The organism is Bordetella muralis, from assembly GCF_054781015.1.
Genome location: NZ_BAAGVF010000001.1, coordinates 426,529 through 452,230 on the forward strand (window position 1 = coordinate 426,529; position 25,702 = coordinate 452,230).

The following is a 25,702-nucleotide window of genomic DNA, read 5'->3' on the forward strand; positions in this document are numbered from 1 at the left end:
ATACTAAAACGGCCCAGAGCAACGCCCCAGGCCGTAGTGGCAAAACAATGTCGTGATGATTACAGGAACAGCTTGTAGGCCGGATTGTCCGTTTCGTTCCAGTGGGGATAGCCCAGCTCTGCCACAAAGGTCTTGAACAATTTCTTGTCCGACGGCGGGACCTGGATGCCGATCAGGATGCGGCCATAGTCGGCGCCTTGATTCCGGTAGTGGAACAGGCTGATGTTCCAGTTGGGGTTCATCGCATTCAAAAAGCGCATCAGCGCGCCCGGACGCTCCGGGAACTCAAAGCGATACAGCAACTCGTTGCTGGCCAGGGCGGAGTGCCCGCCCACCATGTGGCGCAAGTGCATTTTGGCCATTTCATCATGGGTCAGATCCAAAGTGTCAAAACCGTGGCGCCGGAAGTTTGCCGCGATTTTGTCTGACTCGGCCGGCGAGTTGATCTGAACGCCGACAAAAACGTGTGCGCGTTGGGCGTCGGATATCCGATAGTTGAATTCAGTGACGCTGCGATTGCCCACCAGCTCGCAGAACTTGCGGAAACTGCCGCGCTGTTCGGGCATGGTTACGGCAAAGACGGCTTCGCGCATTTCGCCGACCTCGGCACGCTCGGCGACGAAACGCAAGCGGTCGAAGTTCATATTGGCGCCGCAGGCGACCGCGACCAGCGTTTTGCCTTTGAGTTTGTGTTCGGCGGCGTATTGCTTGGCTGCCGCGACGGCCATGGCGCCCGCGGGCTCTAGCACGCTGCGCGTGTCGGTAAAGACGTCTTTGATCGCAGCGCAGATCGCGTCAGTATCGACCACCACGAAATCGTCCACGTATTTGCGCGTGAGACGGAACGTTTCGGCACCCACCATTTTGACCGCCGTGCCATCGGAAAACAGGCCGACGTCATTGAGTTGCACGCGCCGTCCGGCGCGCACACTGCGCAGCATGGCGTCCGAGTCTTCGGTCTGGACACCAATGATTTTGATCTCCGGCCGCAGCTGTTTGACATAGGCTGCGACGCCAGAGACTAATCCGCCGCCGCCGATCGCGACAAAAATGGCGTCGATGGGGCCAGGGTGCTGGCGCAAAATCTCCATCCCGATCGTGCCTTGGCCCGCGATGACATCCGGGTCGTCAAAGGGGTGGACGAACGTGAGTTTTTCTTTCTTTTCCAACGTCACTGCATGGGCATAAGCATCGGAAAAGCTTTCGCCTGCCAGCACGACTTCGCCGCCCAGGCTGCGCACGGCGTCGATCTTGACCTGCGGACTGGTGGTCGGCATGACGATGACCGCACGGCATCCGAGCCGGCGGGCCGACAGGGCCACGCCCTGGGCGTGGTTGCCCGCGGATGCTGCGATCACACCGCGATTGCGGGCCGCCGGGGTCAGGTTGGCCATCTTGTTGTACGCACCGCGCAGCTTGAAGCTGAACACTGCCTGAGTATCTTCACGCTTGAGCAGAATCGTGTTCGAAATTCGCTGAGACAACTGCGTGGCGGTTTCGAGGGGGGATTCGACTGCGACGTCGTAGACCTTTGAGGTCAGGATGCGTTTGAGATAATCGTCAGACATGATGGCGTAGAAGGCCGGGTGAGAGAAATAAGGCGTGGGCCAGATTACCACAGCGTCCGGCGCGACTTTGCCGTCCGGGCTACACTGCCGCCCATCCGGTATCGATTGATCGATTTTCGCGCGCAGCATTGCGCCTTGAATGGGCCAAACGCATGTCGCGTGTGCGGCTTCGCACCGCGCACATTGCCGGGGCTGTATGAGGAAATATTGGGCAACTCGTCCGTGGCGCCATGGAACAAAGTCTACTGAGTGCGGTGCATTGGTTGTTGGCGGTCTTGGCATTGCCAACAATCGGTTTGCCCGCCATCTTTTTGATCAGTCTGATCTCGGCGACGCTGTTGCCTCTGGGATCGGAGCCGGCCGTCTTCGGGTTCGTGAAGCTGGCCCCCGATATGTTTTGGCCGGCCGTCCTGGTGGCCACGGCGGGCAACACCATCGGCGGCGCGATCAGCTACGCCATGGGGCTGGGCGCGCATCGGGCCCTGGAACGCTGGCGTGAGAAGCATCCCCACCTGTCTTCGGAGGGTGGGGAGCCGGTCATGGACAAGAATATGCGCAGCCGCTGGCATCAGTACGCCCAGCAATGGTTGCATCGTATGGGACCGCCCGCTCTGCTGTTATCCTGGCTGCCCGCTGTAGGCGACCCCTTGTGTGCGGTGGCCGGGTGGCTGCGTCTGGCATTCTGGCCCTGCGTGCTGTACATGGCCATTGGGAAATTGGCTCGCTATACGGTGATGACCGCGGGCCTGTTATGGTTTTTCCCGCAGCCGGTGTAGTGCTGTGAGATGGTCAGCTATATATTCAAGCCTGTCTTAACTCATTGGGATGTATGCGTTTTTCTCGCATTACGTCGTTTCGTCCAGGGGTCGGGGACTGCGGTTTTTCCGGACGCGTCAGCACGCCGCGGGGCAATTTCTGCGCAATGTCATAAAATGATTCTTTAAGGGCCTACTCCCCGTCTTTTCATGAACGCCCCCCTCGCCAGCCAAATCCTCTCCGAGGCGATTCCGCCCGCAGCTACAGCGCGTTTGCGCGAAATTCCGTACAACTACACGTCGTTCTCTGATCGCGAGATCGTGGGCCGTCTGTTAGGCGAAGACGCCTGGCAATGGCTCTGCGATCTGCGTGGCGAACGGCGCACAGGCCGGTCCGCACGGATGCTGTACGAGGTATTGGGCGATATCTGGGTGGTACGCCGCAATCCCTATTTGCAAGACGATCTGCTCGACAACCCGAAGCGGCGCAAGCTGTTGATCGAAGCGCTGCATCATCGTCTGAGCGAGATCGACAAGCGCCGCGAGCCGGACTCGCCCACCGAAGCCGGCCATGACCCGCAGCGCGATAGCAAAGTCGTCGAGCTGTTGGCGCGCGCGCGCTCGGCCATCGCGGCGTTCGAGAGCGAGTTCGACCAGACTCAGCACCTGCGCAAGCAAGCCCAGAAAGTGCTGGGCCGTATCACAGCCAAGGACAATATCAAGTTCGACGGCCTGTCGCGGGTGTCTCACGTGACCGATGCAACCGACTGGCGCGTCGAATATCCCTTTGTCGTACTGACTCCGGATAACGAGTCCGAGATCGCCTCCCTGGTGCGCGCCTGTATCGAGTTGGGTCTGACCATCATCCCTCGCGGCGGTGGCACTGGCTATACCGGCGGGGCGATCCCGTTGACCTGGAAATCGGCCGTCATCAATACCGAGAAATTCGATACGCTGGGTGCGGTCGAGTCCTGTATTCTGCCGGGCCTGACCGAGCCCGCGGCCGTGGTGTTCGCCGGGGCAGGGGTCGTGACCAAACGCGTTGCCGAGGCTGCCGAACAGGCGGGATTCGTGTTCGCGGTGGATCCGACCTCGGCAGAGGCCTCCTGCGTGGGCGGCAACATCGCCATGAATGCAGGCGGTAAAAAAGCCGTGCTCTGGGGCACGGCGCTGGACAACCTGGCCTGGTGGCGCATGGTCGATCCCAACGGCAACTGGCTGGAGGTCACGCGCCTGGATCACAATCTGGGCAAGATCCACGATGTCGAGACCGCGCGGTTCGAGCTGAAATGGTTCGATGGCAGCGGCCAGCCCGGTGAAAAACTGCTGAAGACTGAATTGCTCGAAATCGCCGGCCGGGTGTTTCGCAAAGAAGGCCTGGGCAAAGACGTTACCGATAAATTCCTGGCGGGTCTGCCTGGCGTGCAAAAAGAGGGCTGCGATGGCCTGATCACGTCTGCGCGCTGGGTACTGCATCGCATGCCGCGTCATACGCGCACGGTCTGTATGGAGTTTTTCGGTCAGGCTCGCGATGCGATTCCGTCGATCGTCGAAGTCAAGGATTACCTGGATGGCGAGGGCCGCGCACGCGGCGCCATCCTGGCGGGCCTGGAACACCTGGACGAGCGCTATCTGCGCGCGGTGGGCTACGCGACCAAGAGCAAGCGCGGTACGCTGCCGAAAATGGTGTTGATTGGCGATATCGTCGGTGACGATGAGGACGCGGTGGCGGTCGCTGCCAGCGAAGTCGTTCGTCTGGCCAATACGCGTCACGGCGAGGGCTTTGTCGCCGTCAGTGCCGAAGCGCGCAAGAAATTCTGGCTCGACCGTTCGCGCACAGCGGCGATTGCCCGTCACACCAACGCCTTCAAGATCAACGAAGATGTGGTCATTCCGTTGTCGCGCATGGGCGAGTACACGGATCACATCGAGCGCATCAACATCGAGCTGTCGACGCGCAACAAGCTCAAGCTGCTGAATGCGCTGGACGCTTATCTATCCGAGCCTTTGCCAGTGGGCAAGGCCGAGGATGAGGATGATGAGCTCACGCGCACCCAGACGCTGGCCGAGCGGACCAGCCAGGCGATGGAGGTGCTGGCCGAGGTCCGTCGACGCTGGCAGTGGCTGCTGGACAATCTCGACTTGCCGCTACGCCAGGCATTGCCGGATCTGGCCAGTGTGGGCATGACGCCCTTGCAAGGCGCCTTGTCCGATCGTGTCGCCGCTCAACCCGATGCGCGCCTCTTTGATGTGGTGCAGGATCGCACGATACGCGTGTCCTGGAAAACCGAGGTCCTGGCGCCGCTACAGAACGTTTTTTCGGGTGCTACGGGTACGCACATCGTGGACGAGCTCAAGGCCATACACGCTCGCGTGCTAAAGGGCCGGGTATTCGTTGCGCTGCATATGCATGCGGGCGATGGCAACGTGCACACCAACATTCCGGTCAACTCCGACGATTACGAGATGCTGACCGAGGCCCATCAGGCAGTGGATCGCATCATGCAGATTGCACGGGACCTGGATGGTGTGATCTCGGGCGAGCACGGTATTGGGCTGACCAAGTATGAGTTCCTGACAGAGGCCGAACTGGCGCCATTTCAGGAATACAAGCGCCGTGTCGACCCGCGCGGGCATTTCAACGCCGGCAAACTGATGCCGGGCGCGGATTTGCGCCACGCCTGGACACCCAGTTTCAGCCTGATGGGGCACGAGTCGCTGATCATGCAGCAGAGCGATATCGGTGCGATCTCCGCATCGGTCAAGGACTGCCTGCGTTGCGGCAAGTGCAAGCCCGTCTGCGCCACGCATGTGCCGCGAGCCAATCTGCTGTATTCGCCTCGCAACAAGATCCTGGCCACGTCGTTGCTGGTGGAAGCTTTCCTCTACGAGGAGCAGACCCGTCGCGGCGTGAGCTTGAAGCACTGGGAAGAGTTCGAGGACGTTGCCGACCACTGCACGGTTTGCCACAAGTGCTACAACCCCTGTCCGGTGGATATCGATTTCGGCGACGTGTCGATGAACATGCGGGCGCTGCTGCGACGGATGGGGCGCAAGTCCTTTAACCCGGGCACGGCGGCGGCCATGTTCTTTTTGAACGCGAAAGACCCGGCCACGATCAACGCGACGCGCAAGGCCATGGTGGGCGTCGGGTACAAGGCCCAACGCCTGGCCAATGATGTGCTGTCGTCGTTTGCGCGCAAGCAGACCGCGCATCCTCCGGCCACGGTAGGCAAGCCGCCGCTGCGCGAACAGATCGTGCATTTCATCAACAAGAAAATGCCGGGCGGGTTGCCGAAGCAAAGCGCACGCAAGCTGCTCGACATCGAAGACGCGAATTACGTGCCCATCATTCGTGATCCCAAGACCACGTCGGCAGATACCGAGGCGGTGTTCTATTTCCCGGGTTGCGGATCGGAGCGTTTGTTCTCGCAAGTAGGCCTGGCCACGCAAGCCATGCTCTGGCACGCAGGCGTGCAGACTGTCTTGCCGCCGGGTTATCTATGCTGCGGTTATCCGCAGCGTGGCAACGGTATGAACGACAAGGCCGAACAGATCATCACGGATAACCGGGTGCTGTTCCATCGTGTCGCGAATACGTTGAACTACCTGGACATCAAGACGGTCGTGGTGAGCTGCGGGACGTGTTATGACCAGCTGGCTGGCTATGAATTCGAAAAAATCTTTCCGGGCTGCCGTCTGATCGATATTCATGAATATCTGCTGGAAAAGGGCATCAAGCTCGATGGCATTACCGGTACTCGCTACATGTACCACGATCCTTGCCATACGCCGATGAAGCTGCAGGATCCGATGAAGACCGTGCGTTCGCTCGTGGGCGATGGGGCGATCAAGACGGATCGCTGCTGTGGCGAATCGGGGACCTTGGCGGTGACGCGTCCTGACGTATCTACTCAGGTGCGTTTCCGCAAGCAAGAAGAACTGCTCAAGAACCAGAATACCTTGCGTCAGGATGGATACACAGGGGATATCAAAGTACTGACGTCTTGTCCGTCGTGTCTGCAAGGCTTGTCGCGCTATGAGGGCGATACGGCTATGGATGCGGATTACATCGTTGTTGAGATGGCGCGGAATATTCTGGGTGAGCAGTGGATGGAGGAGTATGTGAGGCGGGCTAACTCGGGGGGGATTGAGCGGGTGCTCGTGTAGGGGCGGTGCTTACTTAGGACGAGGTAGGGGTTCTATTGGTCGTCGAGCCGAGGCAATCGGCCCGGCCGGGCTTCACAAAGTCGGTCCGGCGCGCGGGCGCCGGACACCGCGTCGCTCACCTCGTCCGCGCCTTCGCGCTCCCTACGGTGGCTGCTCGCTCGACTTTGAGGCGCCCGGCCGGGCCGATTGCCTCGGCTCGACTAGCGGCAACTAGAGTTCCCTGCATCGCTGGCACGAGTTTCTTGCTTGGCGTTTTTCTGCAGCCGCAATGGAAGAGAGAAAGATCTTACGGTGCTGCTTTCGGCGGACGCCCTGCGCGTCCCCCTCAAGCGATCGGTCCGGGCATGCGGTAGGGGTGGCGTGGTGCCAGTTGGAAGATCTGCTTGGCCTCGATCGAGGTTGGCGACGATGATGCGTGGCGCACTGCTTTTGATGGTGCCTCGATTGCATGCGAGCGCCTCGGTCAGGGCGTCGCTTCAAGCATCTACTACATCCATGTCTGGCATCCCGCTGCGTCTCGACATGACGAGAATGGCTATAGAGGCCGCGATCGCGCGATAACAAATGCGATGCCGTGGCGTTTCGCCAGCCATTGCTATCCCGTGGCATAAGGCCAATGTGTTACCCCGTCGCCTCACGTCAATGCAGCTCGAGAGATCTTTTGTCCCGCAACGGTGCTACAGCCTCTGCATGCAGATCCCGAACGCGATGAGCGGGTGTGCAGGGCACCCGCTCATCGCAGCCCTGCAAGATCTTTCTCTTTACCCAGGCTGATGCAGAAGAATGCCAAGCAAGAAAGCCGTGCCAGCGATGTGATGAGCTTGAGTTACTGCGAGTCGATGCGGGGCAGTGGCTGCGTGGGGGCGCCTCGTTGGCGAGCGGAGTGGATGTCGAAGGGAGCGCGAACGCGCGGACGAGGTGAGCGAACGCGGTGTCCGGCGCGCAGGGCGCCGGACCGGCCACGTGAAGCCCCCACGCAGCCACTGCCCCGCATCGACGTCCAATAGCACTCAAACCTTCCGAATCCCAACCCCCGCCTTCAGCAACGCCTCTCTGAGCCCTTTGGCAAACACCAACGCATTAGGCTGATCCCCATGGATGCAAAGCGTGTCTGCTTGCACGGGAACATCACGCCCATTGACGGATCGGACGACTCGGTCCTGGACCATGCGCAGCACCTGAGCGACGGCAGTATCGACATCCTCGATCATCGCGCCCGCCTGCGTGCGAGGTGTCAGAGACCCATCGTCCTGGTAAGTGCGATCGGCAAAAACCTCGTTGGCGGCACGTAGGCCAAGTTCATTTGCAGCCTCGATGAGATAGCTGCCCGGCAAACCATAAAGGACAAGGCTTGCGTCGACATCGTGAACCGCCCGGGCGATGGCTTGCGCTAGAGGGCGGTCTTTGACGGCCATGTTGTAGAGCGCGCCGTGAGCTTTGACATGGTGCAGACGCGTGCCCTGCGTGGCAGCGACGGCGGCCAGGGCGCCGACCTGGTAGACCACCATATCGTAGGCTTCTTGCGGCGTGACCTGCATCGGGCGGCGGCCAAAGCCGACCAGATCGGGCAGGCTCGGATGGGCGCCGATTGATACGTTGTGCTTGAGCGCAGCGGCGACGGTCTTGCGCATGGTCGAGGGATCTCCACCATGAAATCCACAGGCGACGTTCGCTGAACTGACAAACTGCAGCACCGCATCGTCGTTGCCCATGTGCCAGGCGCCGTAGCTTTCGCCCATGTCGCAGTTCAGATCGATGACGAGGTTGGTGGTGGCAGTCATGGTGAAGTTCCTGATAGGACGAATGATTGTGAGTGGCCGTGAGGGTGCAACGTAGGGGCCGGATTCAGTGTTCGATGTCTAGCCGAGGATCAACATAATGCTAACCCGGACGATGTCAGATTCGCAGCAACGCTCGTAACGGTGCGAGCGCTTCCTGCAGTTGCGTGAAGGCTTCTTCGCGCTCGCCGTCGAGCCGTTGCGCTTCGTCGAGGTCGATCAATGCAAAGCGCACGCTTTGCCCAGGCCTGCGTTGTGCGAGATCGGGCAAGTCCACTGAGATGACTTGGGCGATTTTTGGATAGCCACCAGTACTCTGGCGATCCGCCATGAGGACAATGGCTTCGCCACCCGATGGGACCTGAATGGTGCCGTAGCCGGTCGCCTCGGACAGAATCTGGCGCGGCGTGGTCATGGCCAGCGGCGGGCCTTCCAGGCGGTAACCCATGCGATCAGACTGGGTGCTGATGCGGAACTCGGCATGCAAGAGATCTTGTTGCGAATCGGCAGTGAACTCGTCCCAGTGCACTCCCGGGAGCAGGCGCAGGTAGTCGCGTGTCCGTCCCGACAACGCAGACGGCATATAAACGCGGATTTGCCATAGCGCCTGAGCCAATTCGGATAGCGAGTCTGGCGCAGTGGGCAGTGATGCGTGCAGCCCGATGACATCGCCTTTGGCCAAGGCGCGCCCTGCATGACCGCCAAAGCCGCCACGAACATAAGTGCTCGTGCTGCCCAGGACAGGCGTGAGCGAATAGCCTCCATGAACGGCGAGATAGGCGCGTACGCCCGTATCCGGAGGCGCAGCGCCAAACGCCAGCACATCGCCCGCACGCGCGATCAAAGGGCGATAGCCTGCAACCGGATTGCCGTTGAGCGTAGGCTGCAAGTTGGCGCCGGTCATGGCAAAACAGGCGGGCGCCTCGAATCGCAACGTCGGACCCGTCAAGGTGATTTCCAAGGAGGCGTGATCTGCATCATTGCCCGCCAGCAGGTTCGCCAGACGATGGGCTCGCAGATCCATCGCGCCACAGACGGGGACTCCTACATGCTGGCTGCCGGTGCGGCCAAGGTCCTGGAATGTCGACAACAGACCAGGTTTGAGGACGGTAATACTCATTGTTTGGCCCCGCGCAGACGGTCAAACTCGGCCGCGTCGATCGGCACAAAGCGCACTCGATCACCGGGCTGCATCAGGGTCGAGGGCGTGCGCGCTGGATCGAATAACGATAGCGGGGTCGCACCGATGATGTTCCACCCGCCTGGCAAGCGGCTGGGATACAGCACGCTTTGACGGTTGGCGACGGCGACAGAACCGGGGGGGACTGCCGTGCGCGGTGACGCGCGGCGAGGGATATTCAAGCGTTCGTCATGTACACCGATGTACGGCAGACCTGGGGCGAATCCCAGCATGAACACCAGATTGCCCGGTTGCGTGTGCAAGGAGATGACCTCGTCGGTCGAGATCCCGGCATGCCGCGCCACCTCGTCCAGGTCGGGACCATAGTCGCCGCCATAACAGACGGGGATCTCGACATCGCTTCCTGTTTGCGTATCGGGTGTGATGCCTTGCGACAAGAGACGTTCGATTTGTGCCGCGAGCTCAGCGTAACGCGGCCCGTGGCGGCCATTGGGCTGGTAATGAACGGCCAGTGCAATGAATGACGGCACAACGTCCGTCACGCCCGGCAGCTCGGCCTGGCGCAGCAGATTCGCTGCAGCCAGGCACAGGCGGCCAATCGACATGTCGATCTGGTCGCCAAAGTAAATCATCAGGCAACGGTCGCCTTGCGGCAGAATGCGCCAGGCGGCTGAACTGGATGTGAGGGAAGATTCGTTCACCAGGGCAACCGCCTCCAGACGGGATTATTTTGCGAACAAAGAGTCCAGGTTTTTGAACGACTTGAATTCCAGAGCGTTGCCCGACGGATCCAGGAAGAACATCGTGGCCTGTTCGCCGACTTCGCCTTTGAAACGGACGTAGGGCTCGATCACGAATTTCGTGCCGGCATCGGTCAGTTTTTTGGCCAGGGTTTCCCAGTCTTCCATGGGCAGGACCGCGCCAAAGTGGCGAACCGGCACGTCATGGTCGTCGACGGCGCTGGTCGATTTGTGACCGCACTCGTCAGGCGACAAATGGGCAACGATCTGGTGGCCATAGAAGTTGAAGTCGACCCACTCAGGCGCGCTGCGCCCCTCCGGACAGCCTAGCAGCTCGCCGTAAAACGCGCGGGCTTCGGCGATGTCGCGGACGGGAAATGCGAGGTGAAAAGGGGGCAGGACGGCAGGGGTGCTCATACAAACTCCGAATCGATAAGAATAAATCAAAATAAGTGGGCCTGTGTCGCGATCCAATCACCGAGAAACTCAGCGTACGGATGGCAACCGCATGACAGATAGTGTAGCCACTGTTTTTTTGATAGAAAAACGATATTTCTTGGGTGTGAGCATCAAAAAAATCGATTATTCGATCGAGACGTATGTTGGGGGCAAGCTACGTCGTCCGGGCAGACTCATTAGGGCTTTGAGTTTGTCGTACTCACGGTCCGGGCAGGCGGTCCCCCCGAATCGAACCGTATGGCGGAAAAGCGAGCGGCGCCCACTCGGACGCCGCCCTGTCCTATCAATAACGGTCTTTCAGACCAGATCGCAGCGCACCGTAATCGGGTGGTTGCGCAGCGTCGCCAGCACGGCATCGCTGACTTCGCCGTCGACGTCTGTAATCACGTAGCCTACCTGGCCGCGTGTCTGCAGGCTTTGACTGACAATGTTCAGGCCCTGTTCGGCCAGCAGATTGTCCAACGTTCCCAATGCCCCCGGCGCGTTGCGGTGCACGTGCAAAATACGCGTCTCGCCCGCCGGTTCTTGATACGGCAGTTCCGGGAAATTGACCGCGCCTTTGGTTGTGCCTGCCTGCAGGAATCGCACCAATTTTTCTGCGACCTCGCGGCCGATGTTTTCTTGGGATTCTTGCGTGCTGCCGCCAATGTGCGGCGTCAACAACACGTTGGGCAGGCCTATGAGCGGGCTGGCCAGCGGCTCGTTCGGGCCTTTGGGTTCGGTGGGAAAGACGTCCAGTGCGGCGCCTGCCACATGGCCGGCTTTCAGCGCTGCGTGCAGCTCATCGATATCCACGACGGTCCCGCGGGATGCGTTGATCAAGATCGCACCGCGTTTCATCTGCGCGAGCGTGTCCGCGTTGATCAGGTTTTCGGTGCTTTTGCCGCCCGGCACATGCAGTGTCACCACATCGGCCTGCTCCAGCAATTCCGTCAGCGTGGTTGCTGCGCGGGCATTGCCCAGCGGCAGTTTGCCCTCGACATCATGGAACACGACTCGCATGCCGAGACTTTCCGCCAGAGTGCTGATCTGCGAGCCGATATTGCCGTAGCCGATGATGCCCAGCGTCTTGCCTCGAATCTCGAATGCGCCCGTGGCGGATTTATCCCAGTGTCCCTGATGCACACGGGCGTTTTTCTCCGGGATACGGCGCAGCAACAGAATCGCCTCACCGAGCACCAGCTCTGCGACCGAACGGGTGTTGGAAAATGGCGCATTGAATACCGGGATGCCACGTTGCATCGCGTGATTCAGATCCACCTGATTGGTGCCGATACAAAAACATCCTACCAGCCGCAGATCGGCAGCAGCGGCAAAGGCCTCTGCGTCCATTTGTGTGCGAGAACGGATACCCGCCACATGCGCGCCGCGCAGGGCTTCGCGCAGGTCAGACGGCGGCAGGGCCGTCGCATGCGTCACAATGTCGGTGTAGCCCGCTGCGGCGAAGACTTCGCGGGCGCTGGGATGGATGTTCTCGAACAGGACAATCTTGGTCATGGATGCGGCAGGGGAAAGGCGGTGAAAAAAAGCAAGCCAGAACGGAAAGAGTAAATGAAACTCTTTTCATTCATTGTGACGCAGTTTCCTGCCCCGGACCCGAGAGTCCATTCGGTCTGTATGGCGATAGCCCCGCTCAGGCGGCCACGACCCTTTCCGCCGGAAAATGCAATGCGAACGTGCTGCCTTTGCCCGGCTCGCTGGTGATGTTCAGTTCTGCATCGTGGCGGATGGCGATGTGTTTGGTGATGGCCAACCCCAGGCCCGTGCCGCCCGCGGCGCGCGAACGGCCTCGGTCAACCCGGTAAAAACGCTCGGTGAGACGCGGGATATGCAGCGCGGCGATGCCGATCCCCGTGTCTTGGACGCTATAACGCGCCCCGCCATCGGGCGCGCCCTGCCAGCGTACCGTGATGGTGCCGCCGTCGGGTGTATAGCGCACGGCGTTGGTCAGCAGATTCGACATGGCCGATGCCAGTTCGGTCTCTGCGCCCAGGACGTCCAGGGACTCGTCGATTTCCCAGTGAAAGACATGCCGGCCAGCGGACAGGGCTTCGATCTGCTGGCGGGTGGTCTGCAAGAGGACGGGCACATTGACGGCCCGCGGGTCGGACCCGGGCGACGATTCCAGCGTCGACAGGGTCAGCAGGTCTTCCACGATGGCCTGCATGCGCAAGGCCTGCTCGTGCATCATGGACAGGTATTGGGCACGCTGCTCTTCGTCCAGCGCCTCGGCGGGCATATCGCGCAGCGTTTCCAGAAACCCGGCTAATACAGTCAACGGCGTGCGCAGTTCGTGCGATACGTTGGCGACGAAATCGCGCCGCGTCGTTTCCAGTTTTTCGATTTGCGTGACGTCGCGCGTGATCAACAGGCGGCGATTGCTGGCGTAGGCGGCCAAGTGCATCATCATGACGCGCTCTTGTCCTCCGTGAACCAGACGGACCAGGATGGGCTCGGGCCAGTCACTGCGGTGTGCATAGGCGACAAACTCAGGCGCGCGCAGCAGATTCAGCAGATTCTGGCCGCGATCGGCCGGCAGGTTCAGCGTCAAATGGTGACGCGCGACGCGATTGCACCATTCAATCTGAAAGTCTTCGTTCAGCGTCACGACGCCGTCGGGCAAGGCCTGGGCCGCGGACAGCATGCTTTGCATGGCCGCACGGGCCTCGGCCAAATCCCGCGCGCGAGCACGGGTATAGCGATACAGCGGCGCCAGTATGTCGTCCCACGGCCCGACCGACGCAGGCGGGGAGGTCTCAGGGTGGTGCGCCCAATGCGATACCGAACGCAGGCGCCAGCTGCGCCAGAACAGCATGAATAACAGTGCTGCGCAAAATACCAGCCAACCCGCCGGGTTGCCGATCAGCCATTGCAGGAACAGTGAAATGATCGCCCAGAGAGCGACCAGGAAAAAAGTGCGCAGCCAGATCATCGTGGCTGTTTTTTACCGTGCCGGGACCTGTGCCGTAAAGCGATATCCGCTACCGCGGACCGTTTCGACGTGCGAATCGTGCCCGGAGGGCTCCAGCGCCTTGCGCAGGCGGCGGATGTGCACGTCCACCGTGCGCTCTTCGACGAACACGTGATCGCCCCACACTTGATCCAGCAGTTGCGAGCGAGAGAATACGCGTTCCGGGTGCGTCATGAAGAAATGCAGCAGGCGGAATTCAGTCGGCCCGATCGACAACGATTGCTCGTTGCCCGACAGGCGGTGAGTCACTGGGTCGAGTTTCAGGCCGCTGACGTCGATGATGTCGTCCGTCAACTGCGGCGCGCGGCGGCGCAAGACCGCCTTGATGCGCGCCATCAGCTCTTTGGGCGAGAACGGCTTGGTGATGTAATCATCGGCGCCAGCTTCCAGGCCGTCGACCTTGTCCTGTTCGGACCCTTTGGCCGTCAGCATGATGACGGGAACGGCGCGGGTGCGTTCGCTGTCGCGCAGCTTGCGAGCCAGAGCCAGGCCAGAGGTGCCGGGCAGCATCCAGTCCAGCAAAATGAGGTCGGGCAGCTCGGCGCGAATCAGGGTCTGGGCCTGTTCAGCGTCGAAAGCGCGCAAGACTTTATGGCCGGCAAACGAGAGATTGACGGCGATGAGTTCTTGGATGGCGGGTTCGTCTTCGACGACAAGAATGGTGCTGGACATTGGCAATAGAGGCAGACGATGAGCGCCGGCAGGCGCGAACATTGCGATAGTATGGCCGGAATATTTCAGGTATGTGACGAATTGGTGTTTTGCTGCCGGCTTTCTGCTGACTTGGGCCTCGATCGGCTACCATTGCGTCATATACCGGGCTCTTACTATGCAACAAAACCCTGATTCTTCTTCTGATTCGGCCAGCACGCATTTCGGTTTTCAATCCGTTCCCGAAGACCAAAAGGCACGCAAGGTCGCCGAGGTCTTCCATTCGGTGGCGTCGCGCTATGACGTCATGAACGATTTGATGTCGGGTGGCCTGCACCGCATCTGGAAGGCCTTCACCATCGGGCGCGCCGCCATCCGACCAGGCATGAAAGTGCTGGACATCGCTGGCGGGACGGGCGATCTGGCGAAGGCCTTCGCCCGCCGTGCCGGTCCCACAGGCGAGGTCTGGCTGACTGACATTAACGATTCCATGCTGCGCGTAGGGCGGGATCGTATGACCGATGCGGGGCTGTTGCTGCCCACTGCCGTCTGTGACGCCGAGAAATTACCCTTTCCCTCCGGTTATTTCGACCGGGTGAGCGTGGCGTTCGGGCTGCGTAATATGACTCACAAAGACCGCGCATTGGCGGAAATGACGCGCGTGCTCAAACCCGGCGGAAAACTGCTGGTGCTGGAATTCTCGCGTGTGGCGCGTCCTCTGGCGCCGGTGTATGACTGGTATTCGTTCAACGTACTGCCCTGGCTGGGCAAGAAAGTCGCGGGGGACGAAGCCAGTTACCGCTATTTGGCAGAATCCATTCGCATGCATCCCGACCAGGATACCCTGGCCGACATGATGCGTACCGCGGGCCTGGAACGCGTGCAGTATTTCAACCTGACCGCAGGTGTGACGGCCCTGCACGAAGGTGTGCGTCTGGGGTGAGGGCTGGCGGATACAGAACCCCTTGGGGCGATGTCGAGAAAAGCGCTCTGCCAGAAGGCCGACGCCTCAAACCCATATTGACAACGTTCCGGCGCCTGCTGCCGGAGCCTCTGCCGGGCGTGGCATGTCGTTACGTTTTGCAGAGCGCCCCGCTTGATCGCAGGGAGGAACGGTTCTGACGGCGTTACCTGTCAGGACAGTCGCCTCGCCACAGGGTGTTGCCAGGATAGGATTATTCGAGAGCAAGACGCGACCCAGCGGGAACTTGTCGTCCGTCAGCTTGTCCGTTATTCTTAAGGTATTCAGCTTTCTGTCAGAAAGCGTTCAACAAAAAGCCAGCCACCTAGCGGGGGGCTGGCGGGCAGGGGTCATTCAGGCCTCGGTCACGTGTCAGGAGTCACACAATATGTCCCGATCCGGTATTTCCCGGTTTTTCGCCGCAGCACTGATTGCTGTCGCCAGCACGGCGATGTTGGCGACGTCATTCGACGCCGAAGCCCGTCGCATGGGCGGGGGCAGCAGCGTGGGCCGTCAATCCACCAATATTACGCAGCAGCGCCAGGCCACGACGCCGCCCGCGAGCCCAACCACCACCAACCGTACGGCGGCGCCGGCTACTGCTGCGACGGGTGCTGCAGCCGCAGGCACCGCCGCGAAAAGCGGTATGTCACGCTGGTTAGGACCTATCGCCGGTATTGCCGCCGGTCTGGGGATCGCGGCCTTGCTGTCGCATCTGGGTCTGTCCGGCGCATTTGCCGAGTTCCTGTCCAGCATGTTGCTGATCGCACTGGTCGTGTTCGCCGTGATCTTCATCGTGCGCCGTCTGCGCGGTGCGGGTGGGCGTCGTCCGGCGATGCAGGACGCTTATGGCGCCAACAACGCGGCGCGTCAGGATAATGACCGCCAAGGCCAGCAGCAGCCGCTGTGGCGCGAATCGCTGGCACCGTCGGCTGCTGCTCCCGCCGCGGCGGCGGCAGCGCCTGCCGCCGCCGAGTTGCCCGCGGCGGGCGATAGCGACAATTGGTACGTTCCCGGCGATTTCGACAGCACGGCTTTCCTGGCAAATGCCAAGAAGCAGTTCGTGGAAATCCAGGCCATTTGGGATAGCGGCAATACCGATCGCCTGCGCGAGTACTTGACGGACGATCTGATCGCCGAACTCAAACAGCAGCTGACCGAGCGCGGTGCGGCGCCCAATCAGACCGAAGTCGTCTTGCTGAACGCCGAGCTGCTGGGCATCGAGACGGTGTCTGACGGTCACCTGGCCAGCGTGCGCTTCTCCGGCATGCTGCGCGAAGCCCCGGGCACCGAAGCTTTCCGCTTCGAAGAAGTCTGGAACCTGTTCAAGCCTCAGCAAGGCGGGTGGCTGTTGGCCGGTATTCAGCAGATTCCCGTGGAATACGCCAGCTGATCGGAGCCGGGGCCGGACACTTCCGTTGTCCGGTCTGATCCTCAGCCACTGCAGAGGGGCGCCGTTTGTGCGGCGCCCTCTTTATTTCCACGGGTTTGCGCCCGTTTTCAGGGACGGCACGCCCTGACCCGGTAAACTCCGGGTATCTCCGTTTTTTTGGCGGGGTCTGCCAGTGCAGGCTCGCTTTGCATCGATGTTGCCTTTTTCCTTTTTGCCCACTCCGTCGCGGTTAGCCGTTCGCGCGCTCAACGGCTTGTTGTCGCGTGAAGACTGGGCGCGCGAGCGCCTGTCGCGCCACGCGGGCAAAACCGTGCGTTTTGCGCTGGGCGGCTTCGTGACGGGTTTGGCGATCAATAGCGAAGGTTATGCCGATCTGGCCGACACCGCGGTGGTGCCCGACGTCACCCTGACCGTCAATCCCGCCAAGTTCAATCCGCTGGGAATGCTGCCCGGACAGGATCGGCCCGATGTCGTCGAGGCTACGCATATCGAGGGCGATGCTGCGCTGGCTCGCGTGGTGGCTGAGCTGGCGGAAAACCTGCGTTGGGATCCAGAGGACGATTTGTCGCGGCTGGTGGGCGATATTCCCGCCACGCGTCTGATGGCCGGCGCCCGTGCGGCAGGCGAGGGCGCCAAGGCCGCGGTGTCCAGTCTGAGCCGCAACGTATCGGAATATTTGGCCGAAGAGCGCGGCGTTCTCGTCGGGGCATCGCTGCTGGAGCAGTGGAGGCTGGATCTCGCCGACTTGAATCAGCGACGTGACGACGCTGCCAGAGCGGCAGCGGCATTGGATGCGCGCCTGGCTCGTCTGGCTGCGAAGCGGGGCGCTTGATTCATGCTCAGCTTTTTCCGAGTTCTTCGCATTCTGTGTGTCGCCTACCGTTACGGCCTGGACGATTTGGCTTTGTCCAGTCTCAATCATCCCTTGGCAAAGGGGCTGCGCTGGTTGCTGCGTCTCGGACGGCGGCCAAAAGCGCCCCGAGGGCTGCGGCTGAGGCGTGCGCTGGAGTCGCTCGGCCCCATTTTCGTGAAATTCGGCCAGGTGCTGTCCACCCGGCGCGATCTGATTCCGGCAGACATTGCCGACGAACTGGCGCTATTGCAGGATCGCGTGGCGCCGTTTCCCTCTGCGGAGGCGGCGGCATGTATCGAGGCAGCACTGGGGGCGCCACCGTCCAAACTGTTTGCGCAGTTCGAGGTGGACCCTGTGGCCTCGGCGTCCATAGCCCAGGTGCATTTTGCTGTGCTTCACGATGGCCGCGAGGTCGCGGTAAAAGTCTTGCGGCCGGGCATGCGCCAAGCCATCGAGCGGGATTTGTCGTTGCTGCATATTGTGGCTCGCATCGTCGAGCGCACCGGTGCAGACGGGCGGCGCCTGAAACCTCGTGAGGTCGTCGCCGAGTTCGACAATTATCTGCATGACGAATTGGACCTGGTGCGCGAGGCCTCGAACTGCAGTCAGCTGCGCCGAAATTTTGACGCGACATCGGGGCGCGGCGATTTGCTGATCGTGCCCGAAGTCATCTGGGAATACACCGCGGCAACAGTGTTTACCATGCAACGCATGTACGGCATTCCCGTGGGACAGATCGATCGCTTGCGCGCTGCAGGTATTGATATTCCCACGTTGGCCCGCAGTGGCGTCGATATCTTCTTTACCCAGGTGTTTTCCGATGGTTTTTTCCATGCGGACATGCATCCGGGCAACATTTACGTTTCTGACCGGCCCGAGACGCTCGGGCGTTATATCGCGCTGGATTTTGGCATCGTCGGCTCGTTGTCTGAGTTCGACAAAAACTATCTCGCGCAGAATTTCCTCGCCTTCTTTCATCGGGACTATCGCCGCGTGGCGCAGTTGCATATCGAGTCTGGCTGGGTGCCGGCCGATACCCGCGAAGAAGAGCTCGAGGGTGCTGTACGGGCTGTATGCGAGCCGTATTTTGATCGGCCATTGTCCGAGATTTCGTTAGGGCAAGTGCTGCTGCGGCTGTTCCAGACGTCGCGGCGTTTCAATGTCGAGATCCAGCCGCAATTGGTGCTGCTGCAAAAAACGCTGCTCAACGTCGAAGGGCTCGGCCGGCAACTCGATCCGAATCTGGATCTCTGGAAGACGGCCAAGCCCTATCTGGAAAACTGGATGCGGCGTCGTATGGGGTTTGACGGCTTTCGCCAGTCGTTGGCCAAAGAGGCTACGCAATGGTCGCAAACACTGCCGGCCTTGCCGCGCTTGATGTATGAGCAGCTCAGCCGTCCTGACACGACGCCGCAGTTGCTCAGTGAAATGACCCGTCTGCGCCACGCGCAAGAACAGGGAAACCGCCTATTAATCGCCTTGACGGCGGTGTTGGCGGTCGCAGTGGGGGTGGCCTTGTGGGCACTGACTCGCTGATACGCTGACTGTGCGTCTGTCATGATTTTGTCGTAAATCTGTCATGACAGATTCGCACGCAACAGCGATAAACACGCTTGCGTGACATGCGCATAGCGTCCGGGCCGTGATGACACGGCATTCCGAAAATGATAGCGCCCCACGCGGGAAAATTAAGGGCCACACCATGCTTTATCCTGAACTTTTCAAGACCATGGAAGCCGTGCGCTGGAACATGGCGAGCGATATTCCTTGGCACGAATTTGATCGCAGCAAGCTGTCGGACGAACAGGCGTACACCATCAAGATGAACGCCATCACCGAATGGGCGGCGTTGCCGGCAACAGAAATGTTCTTGCGCGATAACCGCGGCGATAGCGATTTTTGTGCGTTCATGTCGGTGTGGTTTTTCGAGGAACAGAAACATTCCCTGGTGTTGATGGAATACTTGCGGCGCTTTTGCCCCGAGCTGGTTCCTACGGAAGAGGAATTGCACAAGATCCGTTTTGAGTTCGATCCGGCACCTGAGCTCGACACGCTGATGCTGCATTTCTGCGGCGAGATCCGTTTGAACCATTGGTATCGTCGCGCTGCGGACTGGCATACCGAGCCGGTGATTCGCGAGATCTACCGCACGATTTCGCGTGACGAGGCGCGGCATGCGGGCGCGTATCTGCAGTACATGCGCCGCGCGCTGCATGACCGCGGCGAGCAGACCAGCGCCCAGGCACGCTTGTCGTTTTCCAAGATCGGCGTGCTCATGGCCTCGGCCGGCCGGACATCGCAGGCGATGCATCCGACCAATTTGCACGTGAACAAAAATCTGTTTCCGAACGACACTGTGCAATCGCGCCTGCCTGAGCCGGGTTGGCTGGAAAACTGGCTGGATACACAGATTCGTTTTGACGATGTGTGGGAACAAAAAGTCGCTACCCGCATTCTGCATATCCTATCCAAGCTGATGGGACGGACTTTCGATACGGTGAAGGACCTGAGCCGTTATCGCAAGGAGGTTTCCAGCCTGATCTCGGCAAACAACGAGCAGTCCGGCTTGATCGTGCCTGTCGGCGCGTGACATAGGCGCGTGATACGCATCCTGGACGGCGGCGGCGTACAATTCGAGTATGTCTGCCGCTCGTTTTGAATCCAAAATCCTGTCCCGCGACGCTTGCGCCGCGGCGATTGCGTTGGGCAAATTGCCCAGGCCGTTGGTCTTTACCAATGGCGTCTTCGATATCCTGCATCGAGGCCATGCTACCTATCTGGATCAGGCTGCCCAATTGGGAGCGACGCTGGTGGTGGCGATCAATACCGATGATTCGGTGAGGCGCCTGGGCAAGGGCGATGATCGTCCGCTCAATCGCCAAGAGGATCGTGCTGCGTTGCTGGCTGCGTTGGAATGTGTGAGCATCGTCACGACTTTCCACGAGGATACGCCTGTCGAGATCATTGGCGAGTTGCGACCGGATCTGATCGTCAAAGGCGGCGATTACGATATGGAGACTCTGCCTGAGACGGCGCTGGTGAAGACCTGGGGCGGGAGGGCGTTGGCGATTCCGTTTGAATTTGAGCGGTCTACGACGTCGTTGGTGCGGAAGATTCGGGGCGGGTGAGGTCGGTGGTGGCTGAAGAGTCTGGTTGATAGGGCTTATGAGTTCTTTAGTCGCCGGGGCTCGTCGTGTAAAGGGCGCGCTGGCCCTATCGCCTGGTCTGGCCGCCTGCGCGGCCAGACTGCCCTTCACCTGTCTCGCCAGACGGGGCGGCTGGGCAAACTCGCTCCGCTACGCTGCGCTCAAACATGCCCAGCCGACTTCCCCCCGCCTGGCAAAACAGGTTCGGCAGGCTCTACGGGCCAGCGCGCCCTTTACACGACGAGCCCCGGCTCGCGGCGGTTATGAACGCATCATGCCGATTACTGACTTGCGGCGTTGACGCGCGTTGGGCCGGTCCGGGGCCGTCGTTTTATCCTCGTTGAGAGATCTCGGATAGGGCTTGGCCGGCGGGTTTGGGGCTGCTTGCGCTGATTGCCAGGTCGCCCAGCGCTACGATGCCTACCAGGCGCTTGTCGGTGTTTATGATGGGTAAGCGGCGGATCTGATTGTCGCTCATAATCTGGCAGGCTTTTTCTACAGAGTCGTTGTCGTACGCCCACAGTACTTTTTCAGACATGACGTCTCGCACTCTGGTGCCAGAGTCGCGGCCTTCTGCGACTGCGCGCAGCACGATGTCGCGATCTGACAGTGTTCCGATCAAGCGATCGTTTTCTCCTACAGGCATGAGGCCAAAGTCGCCGTCGCGCATTTGGCTTGCGGCATCTTTGATGGTTGTCTCGGGGTTCAGGATTTTGACGCGTTCGGTCATTACGTCTTTGAGCTGTTGCATGGTTGCTCCTTTGATTCACGGTTGAGGCCTGTCTGGAACGGCCGCAAGTGGCGGACCTGGGTGCAGCACGGTGGCGCTATGCATTTCGGCATGGGCTGCGGCCTGTTTCACTGAGTCCGTGCGTGGTTGCGGGCTTTTCATGCGTTGAATGTTTTCTTTAATCGAAGCAGATCCAGGAAGGCCAAGAAGAAGAAATTTTCCGATCGCACAGGCACAAATTGCCTGCGGTCAGGTAAGGCCTCGCGCGGGCAGCATGGGGAGTATTGCGGTGGCGCTGGCATTTGGGCTCAGGCACTTTACTTGCTGCTTTTATTGGCGTTGTAGTCCGGCGATCTAATCAAGGAGGCTATCAGTGCCCCAAATTGTCGAACGTCGCTATGTTTTGACGGTACACCCCTTGCATGCCGTATTTGTGGGAGGAGCGCTTTCCCTGTTTGTCGGCGCGGCCGCCAGCGATGTGGCCTATGCGATGTCGTTTGATATCCAGTGGAATAATTTTGCCTCGTGGCTGCTGGTTGGCGCCCTGTTATTTGGCGGCGTCGCGCTGATCTTTGCCATCGTTGATCTTTTCCGGGCGCAGCAGCGTGCGCGCGGGGTTATTCCATACGCGGTGGTGTGGATAGCGGCATGGATTGTGGGCTTTTTCAATGCGTTGATTCATGCCCGCGATGCATGGGCGAGCATGCCTGCCGGCTTGGTCTTGTCGGTGGTGACAGTGGTGCTCGCCTGCGCAGCGACGTGGCTGGGTTTTCGCACTCCGCATATCAGAGGCGCCATATGAAAACGCTGAGTTTGCTCGCCGCTATTCCGTTGCTCTCGGCTGTGGGCGTATGCAGCGGTCAATCTGGATCGCTGGTCGGCCCAGAGCCTGAGTTGCCCAAGCCCAAGCAAGGGCTGCTGCCTGATATGGTGATCGCAAAACCCGCGCCATGGGGAGACAAGGCTCCAACAGTACCAGAGGGCTATACGATTACCGCCATCGCGACGGATCTGAAGATCCCGCGGCAGACGCTGGTATTGCCCAACGGCGACATCCTGGTGGCCGAGGGGCGCGGCGGCAATGCCGCGAAGCTCAAGCCCAAAGACGTGATCGCCGGCATCATCAAGGCCAGGGGCACGAGCCCGGTCAAGGGCGGCAACCGCCTGACGTTGCTGCGCGATGCCGAGGGAGACGGCACCTACGAGGCGTCGACGTTCGCGGAGAATCTGAATGCGCCTTACGGGCTTGCCTTGGTAGGTAACGATCTTTATGTTGCTAACCAGGACGCGTTGGTGCGTTTCGACTATCAGCCAGGGCAGACCAAGGCCAGTGGTCCGCCTGAGACGGTTACGCTGTTGCCATCGGAAATCAACCATCACTGGACCAAGGCGCTGACCGCCAGTGCGGACGGGCAATATTTGTATGTAGGTATCGGGTCCAATAGCAATATCACCGAACGCGGCATGACAGCGGAAGCCGACCGCGCGCGTGTCTGGAGGGTGAATGCCCGCACCGGCGAGTACAAGACATACGCCACGGGCCTGCGCAATCCCACCGCGCTGACCATCCAGCCCGATACGGGTCAGTTATGGGCGGTCGTCAATGAGCGCGACGAGCTCGGCTCGGATCTCGTTCCCGACTATCTGACGGCGGTGCAGGAGGGGGCCTTCTATGGCTGGCCGTATAGCTATTGGGGGCAGAACGTAGACGAGCGCGTACGGCCGCAGGATCCCGAAAAGGTCAAGGCTGCAATAAAGCCCGATTACAGTCTGGGCGCGCACGTCGCAGCGCTGGGCGTGGATTTTTCGACCCAGGCGCTGGGCGACCGGTTCGCCCAAGGGGTCTTCATCGGCGAACACGGCAGCTGGAACCGCAGCGAACCGGTGGGCTACAAGGTGATCTTTGTGCCCTTCAGCGCGGGGCGTCCGTCTGGTCCGCCCGTGGATTTTGTTGCCGGATTCCGGGACAGTGACGGCACGACTCGCGGCCGTCCAGTAGGGGTGACGGTAGATCCGCGTGGCGCCCTTATTGTCGCTGACGACCTGTCAAACACGATCTGGCGCATCACGCCGACACGGCCCGCAGGGCCGCAGACGCAGACTGACGGGCCGGCGTCGGTGCAGACACCCGCACCGACGTCGATGCCGCCGACCTAGCCGCTCCGATGGACATCGGGGGCTCAGCGGCCTGCGTGACTCAGCCACTTTTAGGCAACGCCCAGCCGCGTTACCGATGTCGCGATGTGGTCGCCCGATCGCCAGCGGACCGGCGGCGTCAGGGCGACCTTCCGCAGGGTCCTCGCCAGTTCGCGATTCCGTTTATTGCGGGGGCAAGCGCAGCAGCCGGTTGATGGTCTCAAGGTCGACTTCGGACAGGATGCCGCCGGCCGCCTTCAGGCGCAGGCCGTCCAACAACGTGCCATAGCGCGCCTGCGCGAGGTCGCGCTGCGTAGCGTAGAGCTGTTGCTGGGCGTTCAGGACGTCGAGGTTGATGCGTACGCCGATCTCATAACCGGTTTTGTTGGCTTCTACAGAGGCACGACTGGATTTTTCGCCAGCCTCCAAGGCGCGGATACGGGCCAGGCCGGTCATGACGCCTGTGTAGTACTGACGGGCGGACTGTGCGGACTGGCGGCGGGCGGCCTGGTAGTCGTTGCGCGCCTTTTGTTCGAGCTGGACTTTCTCTGTGACCTGAGAGGATATGCCGCCGCCCGCGTAGATGGGCACGGACAGGACCAGGCCGACAGAGCTGTCTGCGGCCCGGCTGCCGGCGGCGCTGCGATTTGAGGTGCTGGCGCTGCCGCTGGTGGCCTGCAGGCTCAGGGTGGGGTAATGCCCGCCGCGCGCAATCTGGATATCACGTTGGGCAATTTGCGTCTGCAACTGCGCGCGAGCGACTTCCAGGCTGGCGGATTCGGCTTGAGTTGACCAATCTTCCTGCCTGGCGGGTTGGGGCGCGGGCAGCGGGACCGTGGAGGGCAGCTCGGCCAAGGCCTCAGGGGGCTGTCCGATGATCTGCGTCAGTTGGCCGCGCAGTACAGTCAGATCGTGCTGCTGCCGCAGTTCCTCGGCGACAACCAGGTCATAGCGGGCCTGCGCCTCGTAGGTGTCGGTGATGGTGGCATTGCCCAGCTCGAAATTGCGCTTGGCGGATTCCAGTTGGGCAGCTACCGAGGCCTTTTCGCCCTCGGTAGCTGTCAAGGCGTCCTGAGCGGTGAGGATGCCGAAATAGGTGTCCGATACGCGCAGCAGCAGGTCTTGGTAGGCCTGTTGCAGGGCGAGCTCCGCGTCGGCGACGCCGAGTTTGGCCTGCTCGTAGCGCTGCCAGCTCGACCAGTCGTAAAGCGGCTGTGTCAGGACGAGTTCCCACGGCGCCCGCGTGTTGTCCTGAACACGCCGGGACAGATTACGCGTGGCACGGGTGTCTTCGTAAGTCAGTCCGATTTCGGCATTGATTGCCGGCAGCAGGCCAGCACGAGCCTGGGGCAATTGTTCTATCGACGCGCGATACTGGGCGCGGGCCGCAGCGTATACGGGATCGTTGGCCAGTGCCGACTGCCACGTTTGCAGCAGGTCCTGAGCAGCGCTGACAGGAAGGCACCAACTGATACTGAGCGCCAGACCCAGCGTAGCCGCAAGCGATCTGGCGCACATGGAGCCGTATCAGAACTTGAAATGCGAAACGGTAGTCCCGCGCAGCGGCTTGACGACGGTCTCGAACAAATTGACAGTTTCGAAGCTGGCTGCCGTGGTGCGCGTGATGCGACAGGCGGTCATGACCGGGGCCTGGCCCACGATGATGACCAGACGGCCGCCGACGCGCAACTGATATTTCAGTGCATCCGGCACGGCGGGCACTGAACCCGTGACCAGGATGGCGTCATATTCGGTCGTACCCCAGCCATTGCGTCCGTCGCCGGTTTCGATCTTGACGTTGGTGACGTTGTTCGCCTGCAGATTGTTCTGCGCGAATGTCACCAGGCGATTGTCGATTTCGACCGAGGTGACCTGTTGGGCCAGATGTGCCAGCAGGGCCGCCTGGTAGCCCGAGCCCGTGCCGATTTCCAGCACGCAGTCGGTAGCGGTCAGCTGCAATTCTTGGGTCAGACGTGCCTCGACCTTGGGGGCCAGCATGTTCTGGCGGGTGTTGGTCGCATTGATTTCCAGCGGGAGTTCCAGGTCGGAAAACGCCAGGGCTCGCAGCGCCGGCGGCACGAATTGCTCGCGGCGGACAACAAACAGAGCGTCCAGGACCTTGGGATCGAGTACATCCCAGGGGCGGATTTGCTGCTCCACCATGTTGAAGCGAGCTTGTTCTACATCAGGCAGGGTCGAAGCGTTCATGACAGCGAAGAGAAAATCAAGAAGAACCAACCGGACATTGTA

At 60.7% G+C, this 25,702-nt stretch carries 20 protein-coding genes and 1 pseudogene; 10 read left to right on the forward strand and 11 right to left on the reverse strand.

Going from position 1 to position 25,702, the window contains the following annotated elements; translation table 11 throughout:
- Nucleotides 1-59 precede the first annotated feature (59 nt).
- Nucleotides 60-1,568, reverse strand: coding sequence for a threonine ammonia-lyase, biosynthetic (ilvA, locus tag ACYVIT_RS01975; protein ID WP_415808753.1), 1,509 nt, complete (start codon nt 1,566-1,568; stop codon nt 60-62).
- A gap of 230 nt (nt 1,569-1,798) precedes the next feature.
- On the opposite strand from ilvA, the gene ACYVIT_RS01980 reads away from it, so the two are divergent.
- Both ACYVIT_RS01980 and ACYVIT_RS01985 read left to right on the forward strand, forming a co-directional pair.
- Entirely contained in the window at nt 1,799-2,344 is a 546-nt protein-coding gene (locus ACYVIT_RS01980) for a YqaA family protein (protein ID WP_415808745.1), read from the forward strand.
- A 189-nt stretch (nt 2,345-2,533) separates the two neighbouring features.
- Nucleotides 2,534-6,493, forward strand: a complete 3,960-nt coding sequence (locus ACYVIT_RS01985) for a DUF3683 domain-containing protein (protein ID WP_415808746.1) — start codon at nt 2,534-2,536, stop codon at nt 6,491-6,493.
- Nucleotides 6,494-7,503: 1,010 nt separating this feature from the next.
- Here the strand turns inward: ACYVIT_RS01985 and ACYVIT_RS01990 are convergent.
- The 7 genes and pseudogenes from ACYVIT_RS01990 to phoB all read right to left on the reverse strand — a co-directional run bounded on the left by ACYVIT_RS01990 (nt 7,504) and on the right by phoB (nt 14,254).
- Nucleotides 7,504-8,274 (reverse strand): LamB/YcsF family protein, encoded by a 771-nt coding sequence (locus ACYVIT_RS01990; RefSeq protein ID WP_415808978.1) that lies wholly within the window; start codon nt 8,272-8,274, stop codon nt 7,504-7,506.
- 115 nt (nt 8,275-8,389) lie between these two features.
- Nucleotides 8,390-9,391, reverse strand: a complete 1,002-nt coding sequence (locus ACYVIT_RS01995; protein WP_415808979.1) for a 5-oxoprolinase subunit C family protein — start codon at nt 9,389-9,391, stop codon at nt 8,390-8,392.
- Entirely contained in the window at nt 9,388-10,113 is a 726-nt protein-coding gene (gene pxpB, locus ACYVIT_RS02000; RefSeq protein ID WP_415808980.1) for a 5-oxoprolinase subunit PxpB, read from the reverse strand. Before pxpB ends, ACYVIT_RS01995 begins: the two co-directional genes overlap by 4 nt.
- Nucleotides 10,114-10,137: 24 nt before the next feature.
- The gene (locus ACYVIT_RS02005) at nt 10,138-10,515 is read right to left on the reverse strand and encodes a VOC family protein (protein WP_415808987.1); all 378 of its coding nucleotides are present in this window, start codon (nt 10,513-10,515) and stop codon (nt 10,138-10,140) included.
- 393 nt (nt 10,516-10,908) lie between these two features.
- Nucleotides 10,909-12,111, reverse strand: a pseudogene (serA, locus tag ACYVIT_RS02010) (phosphoglycerate dehydrogenase); the annotation flags it as partial.
- Nucleotides 12,112-12,244: 133 nt separating this feature from the next.
- Complete coding sequence (phoR, locus tag ACYVIT_RS02015; protein WP_415808981.1) at nt 12,245-13,543, reverse strand: phosphate regulon sensor histidine kinase PhoR; 1,299 nt, start codon at nt 13,541-13,543, stop codon at nt 12,245-12,247.
- Between the two features lie 12 nt (nt 13,544-13,555).
- Nucleotides 13,556-14,254, reverse strand: coding sequence for a phosphate regulon transcriptional regulator PhoB (gene phoB, locus ACYVIT_RS02020; RefSeq protein ID WP_094819892.1), 699 nt, complete (start codon nt 14,252-14,254; stop codon nt 13,556-13,558).
- Between the two features lie 157 nt (nt 14,255-14,411).
- On the opposite strand from phoB, the gene ubiE reads away from it, so the two are divergent.
- The 6 genes from ubiE (at nt 14,412) to rfaE2 (ending at nt 20,568) form a co-directional block, all read left to right on the forward strand.
- Nucleotides 14,412-15,176 carry a bifunctional demethylmenaquinone methyltransferase/2-methoxy-6-polyprenyl-1,4-benzoquinol methylase UbiE gene (gene ubiE / locus ACYVIT_RS02025; protein WP_415808982.1) on the forward strand — a complete coding sequence of 255 codons (765 nt, stop codon included), beginning with the start codon at nt 14,412-14,414 and terminating at the stop codon, nt 15,174-15,176.
- A gap of 406 nt (nt 15,177-15,582) precedes the next feature.
- Nucleotides 15,583-16,587 carry a Tim44 domain-containing protein gene (locus ACYVIT_RS02030; RefSeq protein ID WP_415808983.1) on the forward strand — a complete coding sequence of 335 codons (1,005 nt, stop codon included), beginning with the start codon at nt 15,583-15,585 and terminating at the stop codon, nt 16,585-16,587.
- Between the two features lie 193 nt (nt 16,588-16,780).
- Complete coding sequence (locus ACYVIT_RS02035) at nt 16,781-17,419, forward strand: ubiquinone biosynthesis accessory factor UbiJ (protein ID WP_415808988.1); 639 nt, start codon at nt 16,781-16,783, stop codon at nt 17,417-17,419.
- A 3-nt stretch (nt 17,420-17,422) separates the two neighbouring features.
- The gene (gene ubiB, locus ACYVIT_RS02040; protein ID WP_415808984.1) at nt 17,423-18,976 is read left to right on the forward strand and encodes a ubiquinone biosynthesis regulatory protein kinase UbiB; all 1,554 of its coding nucleotides are present in this window, start codon (nt 17,423-17,425) and stop codon (nt 18,974-18,976) included.
- Nucleotides 18,977-19,142: 166 nt separating this feature from the next.
- Complete coding sequence (locus ACYVIT_RS02045; RefSeq protein WP_415808985.1) at nt 19,143-20,030, forward strand: ferritin-like domain-containing protein; 888 nt, start codon at nt 19,143-19,145, stop codon at nt 20,028-20,030.
- 49 nt (nt 20,031-20,079) lie between these two features.
- A complete protein-coding gene (gene rfaE2 / locus ACYVIT_RS02050; protein ID WP_415808986.1) occupies nt 20,080-20,568 on the forward strand; it encodes a D-glycero-beta-D-manno-heptose 1-phosphate adenylyltransferase in 489 nt (162 codons plus the stop codon).
- A 349-nt stretch (nt 20,569-20,917) separates the two neighbouring features.
- Here rfaE2 and ACYVIT_RS02055 read toward each other — a convergent pair whose 3' ends face one another.
- Entirely contained in the window at nt 20,918-21,337 is a 420-nt protein-coding gene (locus ACYVIT_RS02055; RefSeq protein WP_415808907.1) for a CBS domain-containing protein, read from the reverse strand.
- Between the two features lie 352 nt (nt 21,338-21,689).
- Between ACYVIT_RS02055 and ACYVIT_RS02060 the strand changes: the two genes are divergently transcribed.
- A complete protein-coding gene (locus tag ACYVIT_RS02060; protein ID WP_415808906.1) occupies nt 21,690-22,118 on the forward strand; it encodes a DUF2231 domain-containing protein in 429 nt (142 codons plus the stop codon).
- On the forward strand, nt 22,115-23,473 hold the full coding sequence (locus ACYVIT_RS02065) for a PQQ-dependent sugar dehydrogenase (protein ID WP_460478143.1): 1,359 nt from the start codon (nt 22,115-22,117) through the stop codon (nt 23,471-23,473). The genes ACYVIT_RS02060 and ACYVIT_RS02065 overlap by 4 nt, the downstream gene beginning before the upstream one ends.
- Before the next feature lie 162 nt (nt 23,474-23,635).
- Here ACYVIT_RS02065 and ACYVIT_RS02070 read toward each other — a convergent pair whose 3' ends face one another.
- Together ACYVIT_RS02070 and ACYVIT_RS02075 are read right to left on the reverse strand one after the other, a co-directional pair.
- Nucleotides 23,636-24,970, reverse strand: coding sequence for a TolC family outer membrane protein (locus tag ACYVIT_RS02070; RefSeq protein WP_415808904.1), 1,335 nt, complete (start codon nt 24,968-24,970; stop codon nt 23,636-23,638).
- A 9-nt stretch (nt 24,971-24,979) separates the two neighbouring features.
- Complete coding sequence (locus ACYVIT_RS02075) at nt 24,980-25,660, reverse strand: protein-L-isoaspartate O-methyltransferase family protein (protein WP_415808903.1); 681 nt, start codon at nt 25,658-25,660, stop codon at nt 24,980-24,982.
- Nucleotides 25,661-25,702: the final 42 nt, after the last annotated feature.

Bases quoted from the DNA above. Each gene is read 5' to 3' on its own strand.
- ilvA (WP_415808753.1), bottom strand. From the start codon at position 1,568: ATGTCTGACGATTATCTCAAACGCATCCTGACCTCAAAGGTCTACGAC.
- ACYVIT_RS01980 (WP_415808745.1), top strand. From the start codon at position 1,799: ATGGAACAAAGTCTACTGAGTGCGGTGCATTGGTTGTTGGCGGTCTTG.
- ACYVIT_RS01985 (WP_415808746.1), top strand. From the start codon at position 2,534: ATGAACGCCCCCCTCGCCAGCCAAATCCTCTCCGAGGCGATTCCGCCC.
- ACYVIT_RS01990 (WP_415808978.1), bottom strand. From the start codon at position 8,274: ATGACTGCCACCACCAACCTCGTCATCGATCTGAACTGCGACATGGGC.
- ACYVIT_RS01995 (WP_415808979.1), bottom strand. From the start codon at position 9,391: ATGAGTATTACCGTCCTCAAACCTGGTCTGTTGTCGACATTCCAGGAC.
- phoR (WP_415808981.1), bottom strand. From the start codon at position 13,543: ATGATCTGGCTGCGCACTTTTTTCCTGGTCGCTCTCTGGGCGATCATT.
- phoB (WP_094819892.1), bottom strand. From the start codon at position 14,254: ATGTCCAGCACCATTCTTGTCGTCGAAGACGAACCCGCCATCCAAGAA.
- ubiE (WP_415808982.1), top strand. From the start codon at position 14,412: ATGCAACAAAACCCTGATTCTTCTTCTGATTCGGCCAGCACGCATTTC.
- ACYVIT_RS02030 (WP_415808983.1), top strand. From the start codon at position 15,583: ATGTCCCGATCCGGTATTTCCCGGTTTTTCGCCGCAGCACTGATTGCT.
- ACYVIT_RS02035 (WP_415808988.1), top strand. From the start codon at position 16,781: ATGTTGCCTTTTTCCTTTTTGCCCACTCCGTCGCGGTTAGCCGTTCGC.
- ubiB (WP_415808984.1), top strand. From the start codon at position 17,423: ATGCTCAGCTTTTTCCGAGTTCTTCGCATTCTGTGTGTCGCCTACCGT.
- ACYVIT_RS02045 (WP_415808985.1), top strand. From the start codon at position 19,143: ATGCTTTATCCTGAACTTTTCAAGACCATGGAAGCCGTGCGCTGGAAC.
- rfaE2 (WP_415808986.1), top strand. From the start codon at position 20,080: ATGTCTGCCGCTCGTTTTGAATCCAAAATCCTGTCCCGCGACGCTTGC.
- ACYVIT_RS02055 (WP_415808907.1), bottom strand. From the start codon at position 21,337: ATGCAACAGCTCAAAGACGTAATGACCGAACGCGTCAAAATCCTGAAC.
- ACYVIT_RS02065 (WP_460478143.1), top strand. From the start codon at position 22,115: ATGAAAACGCTGAGTTTGCTCGCCGCTATTCCGTTGCTCTCGGCTGTG.
- ACYVIT_RS02070 (WP_415808904.1), bottom strand. From the start codon at position 24,970: ATGTGCGCCAGATCGCTTGCGGCTACGCTGGGTCTGGCGCTCAGTATC.
- ACYVIT_RS02075 (WP_415808903.1), bottom strand. From the start codon at position 25,660: ATGAACGCTTCGACCCTGCCTGATGTAGAACAAGCTCGCTTCAACATG.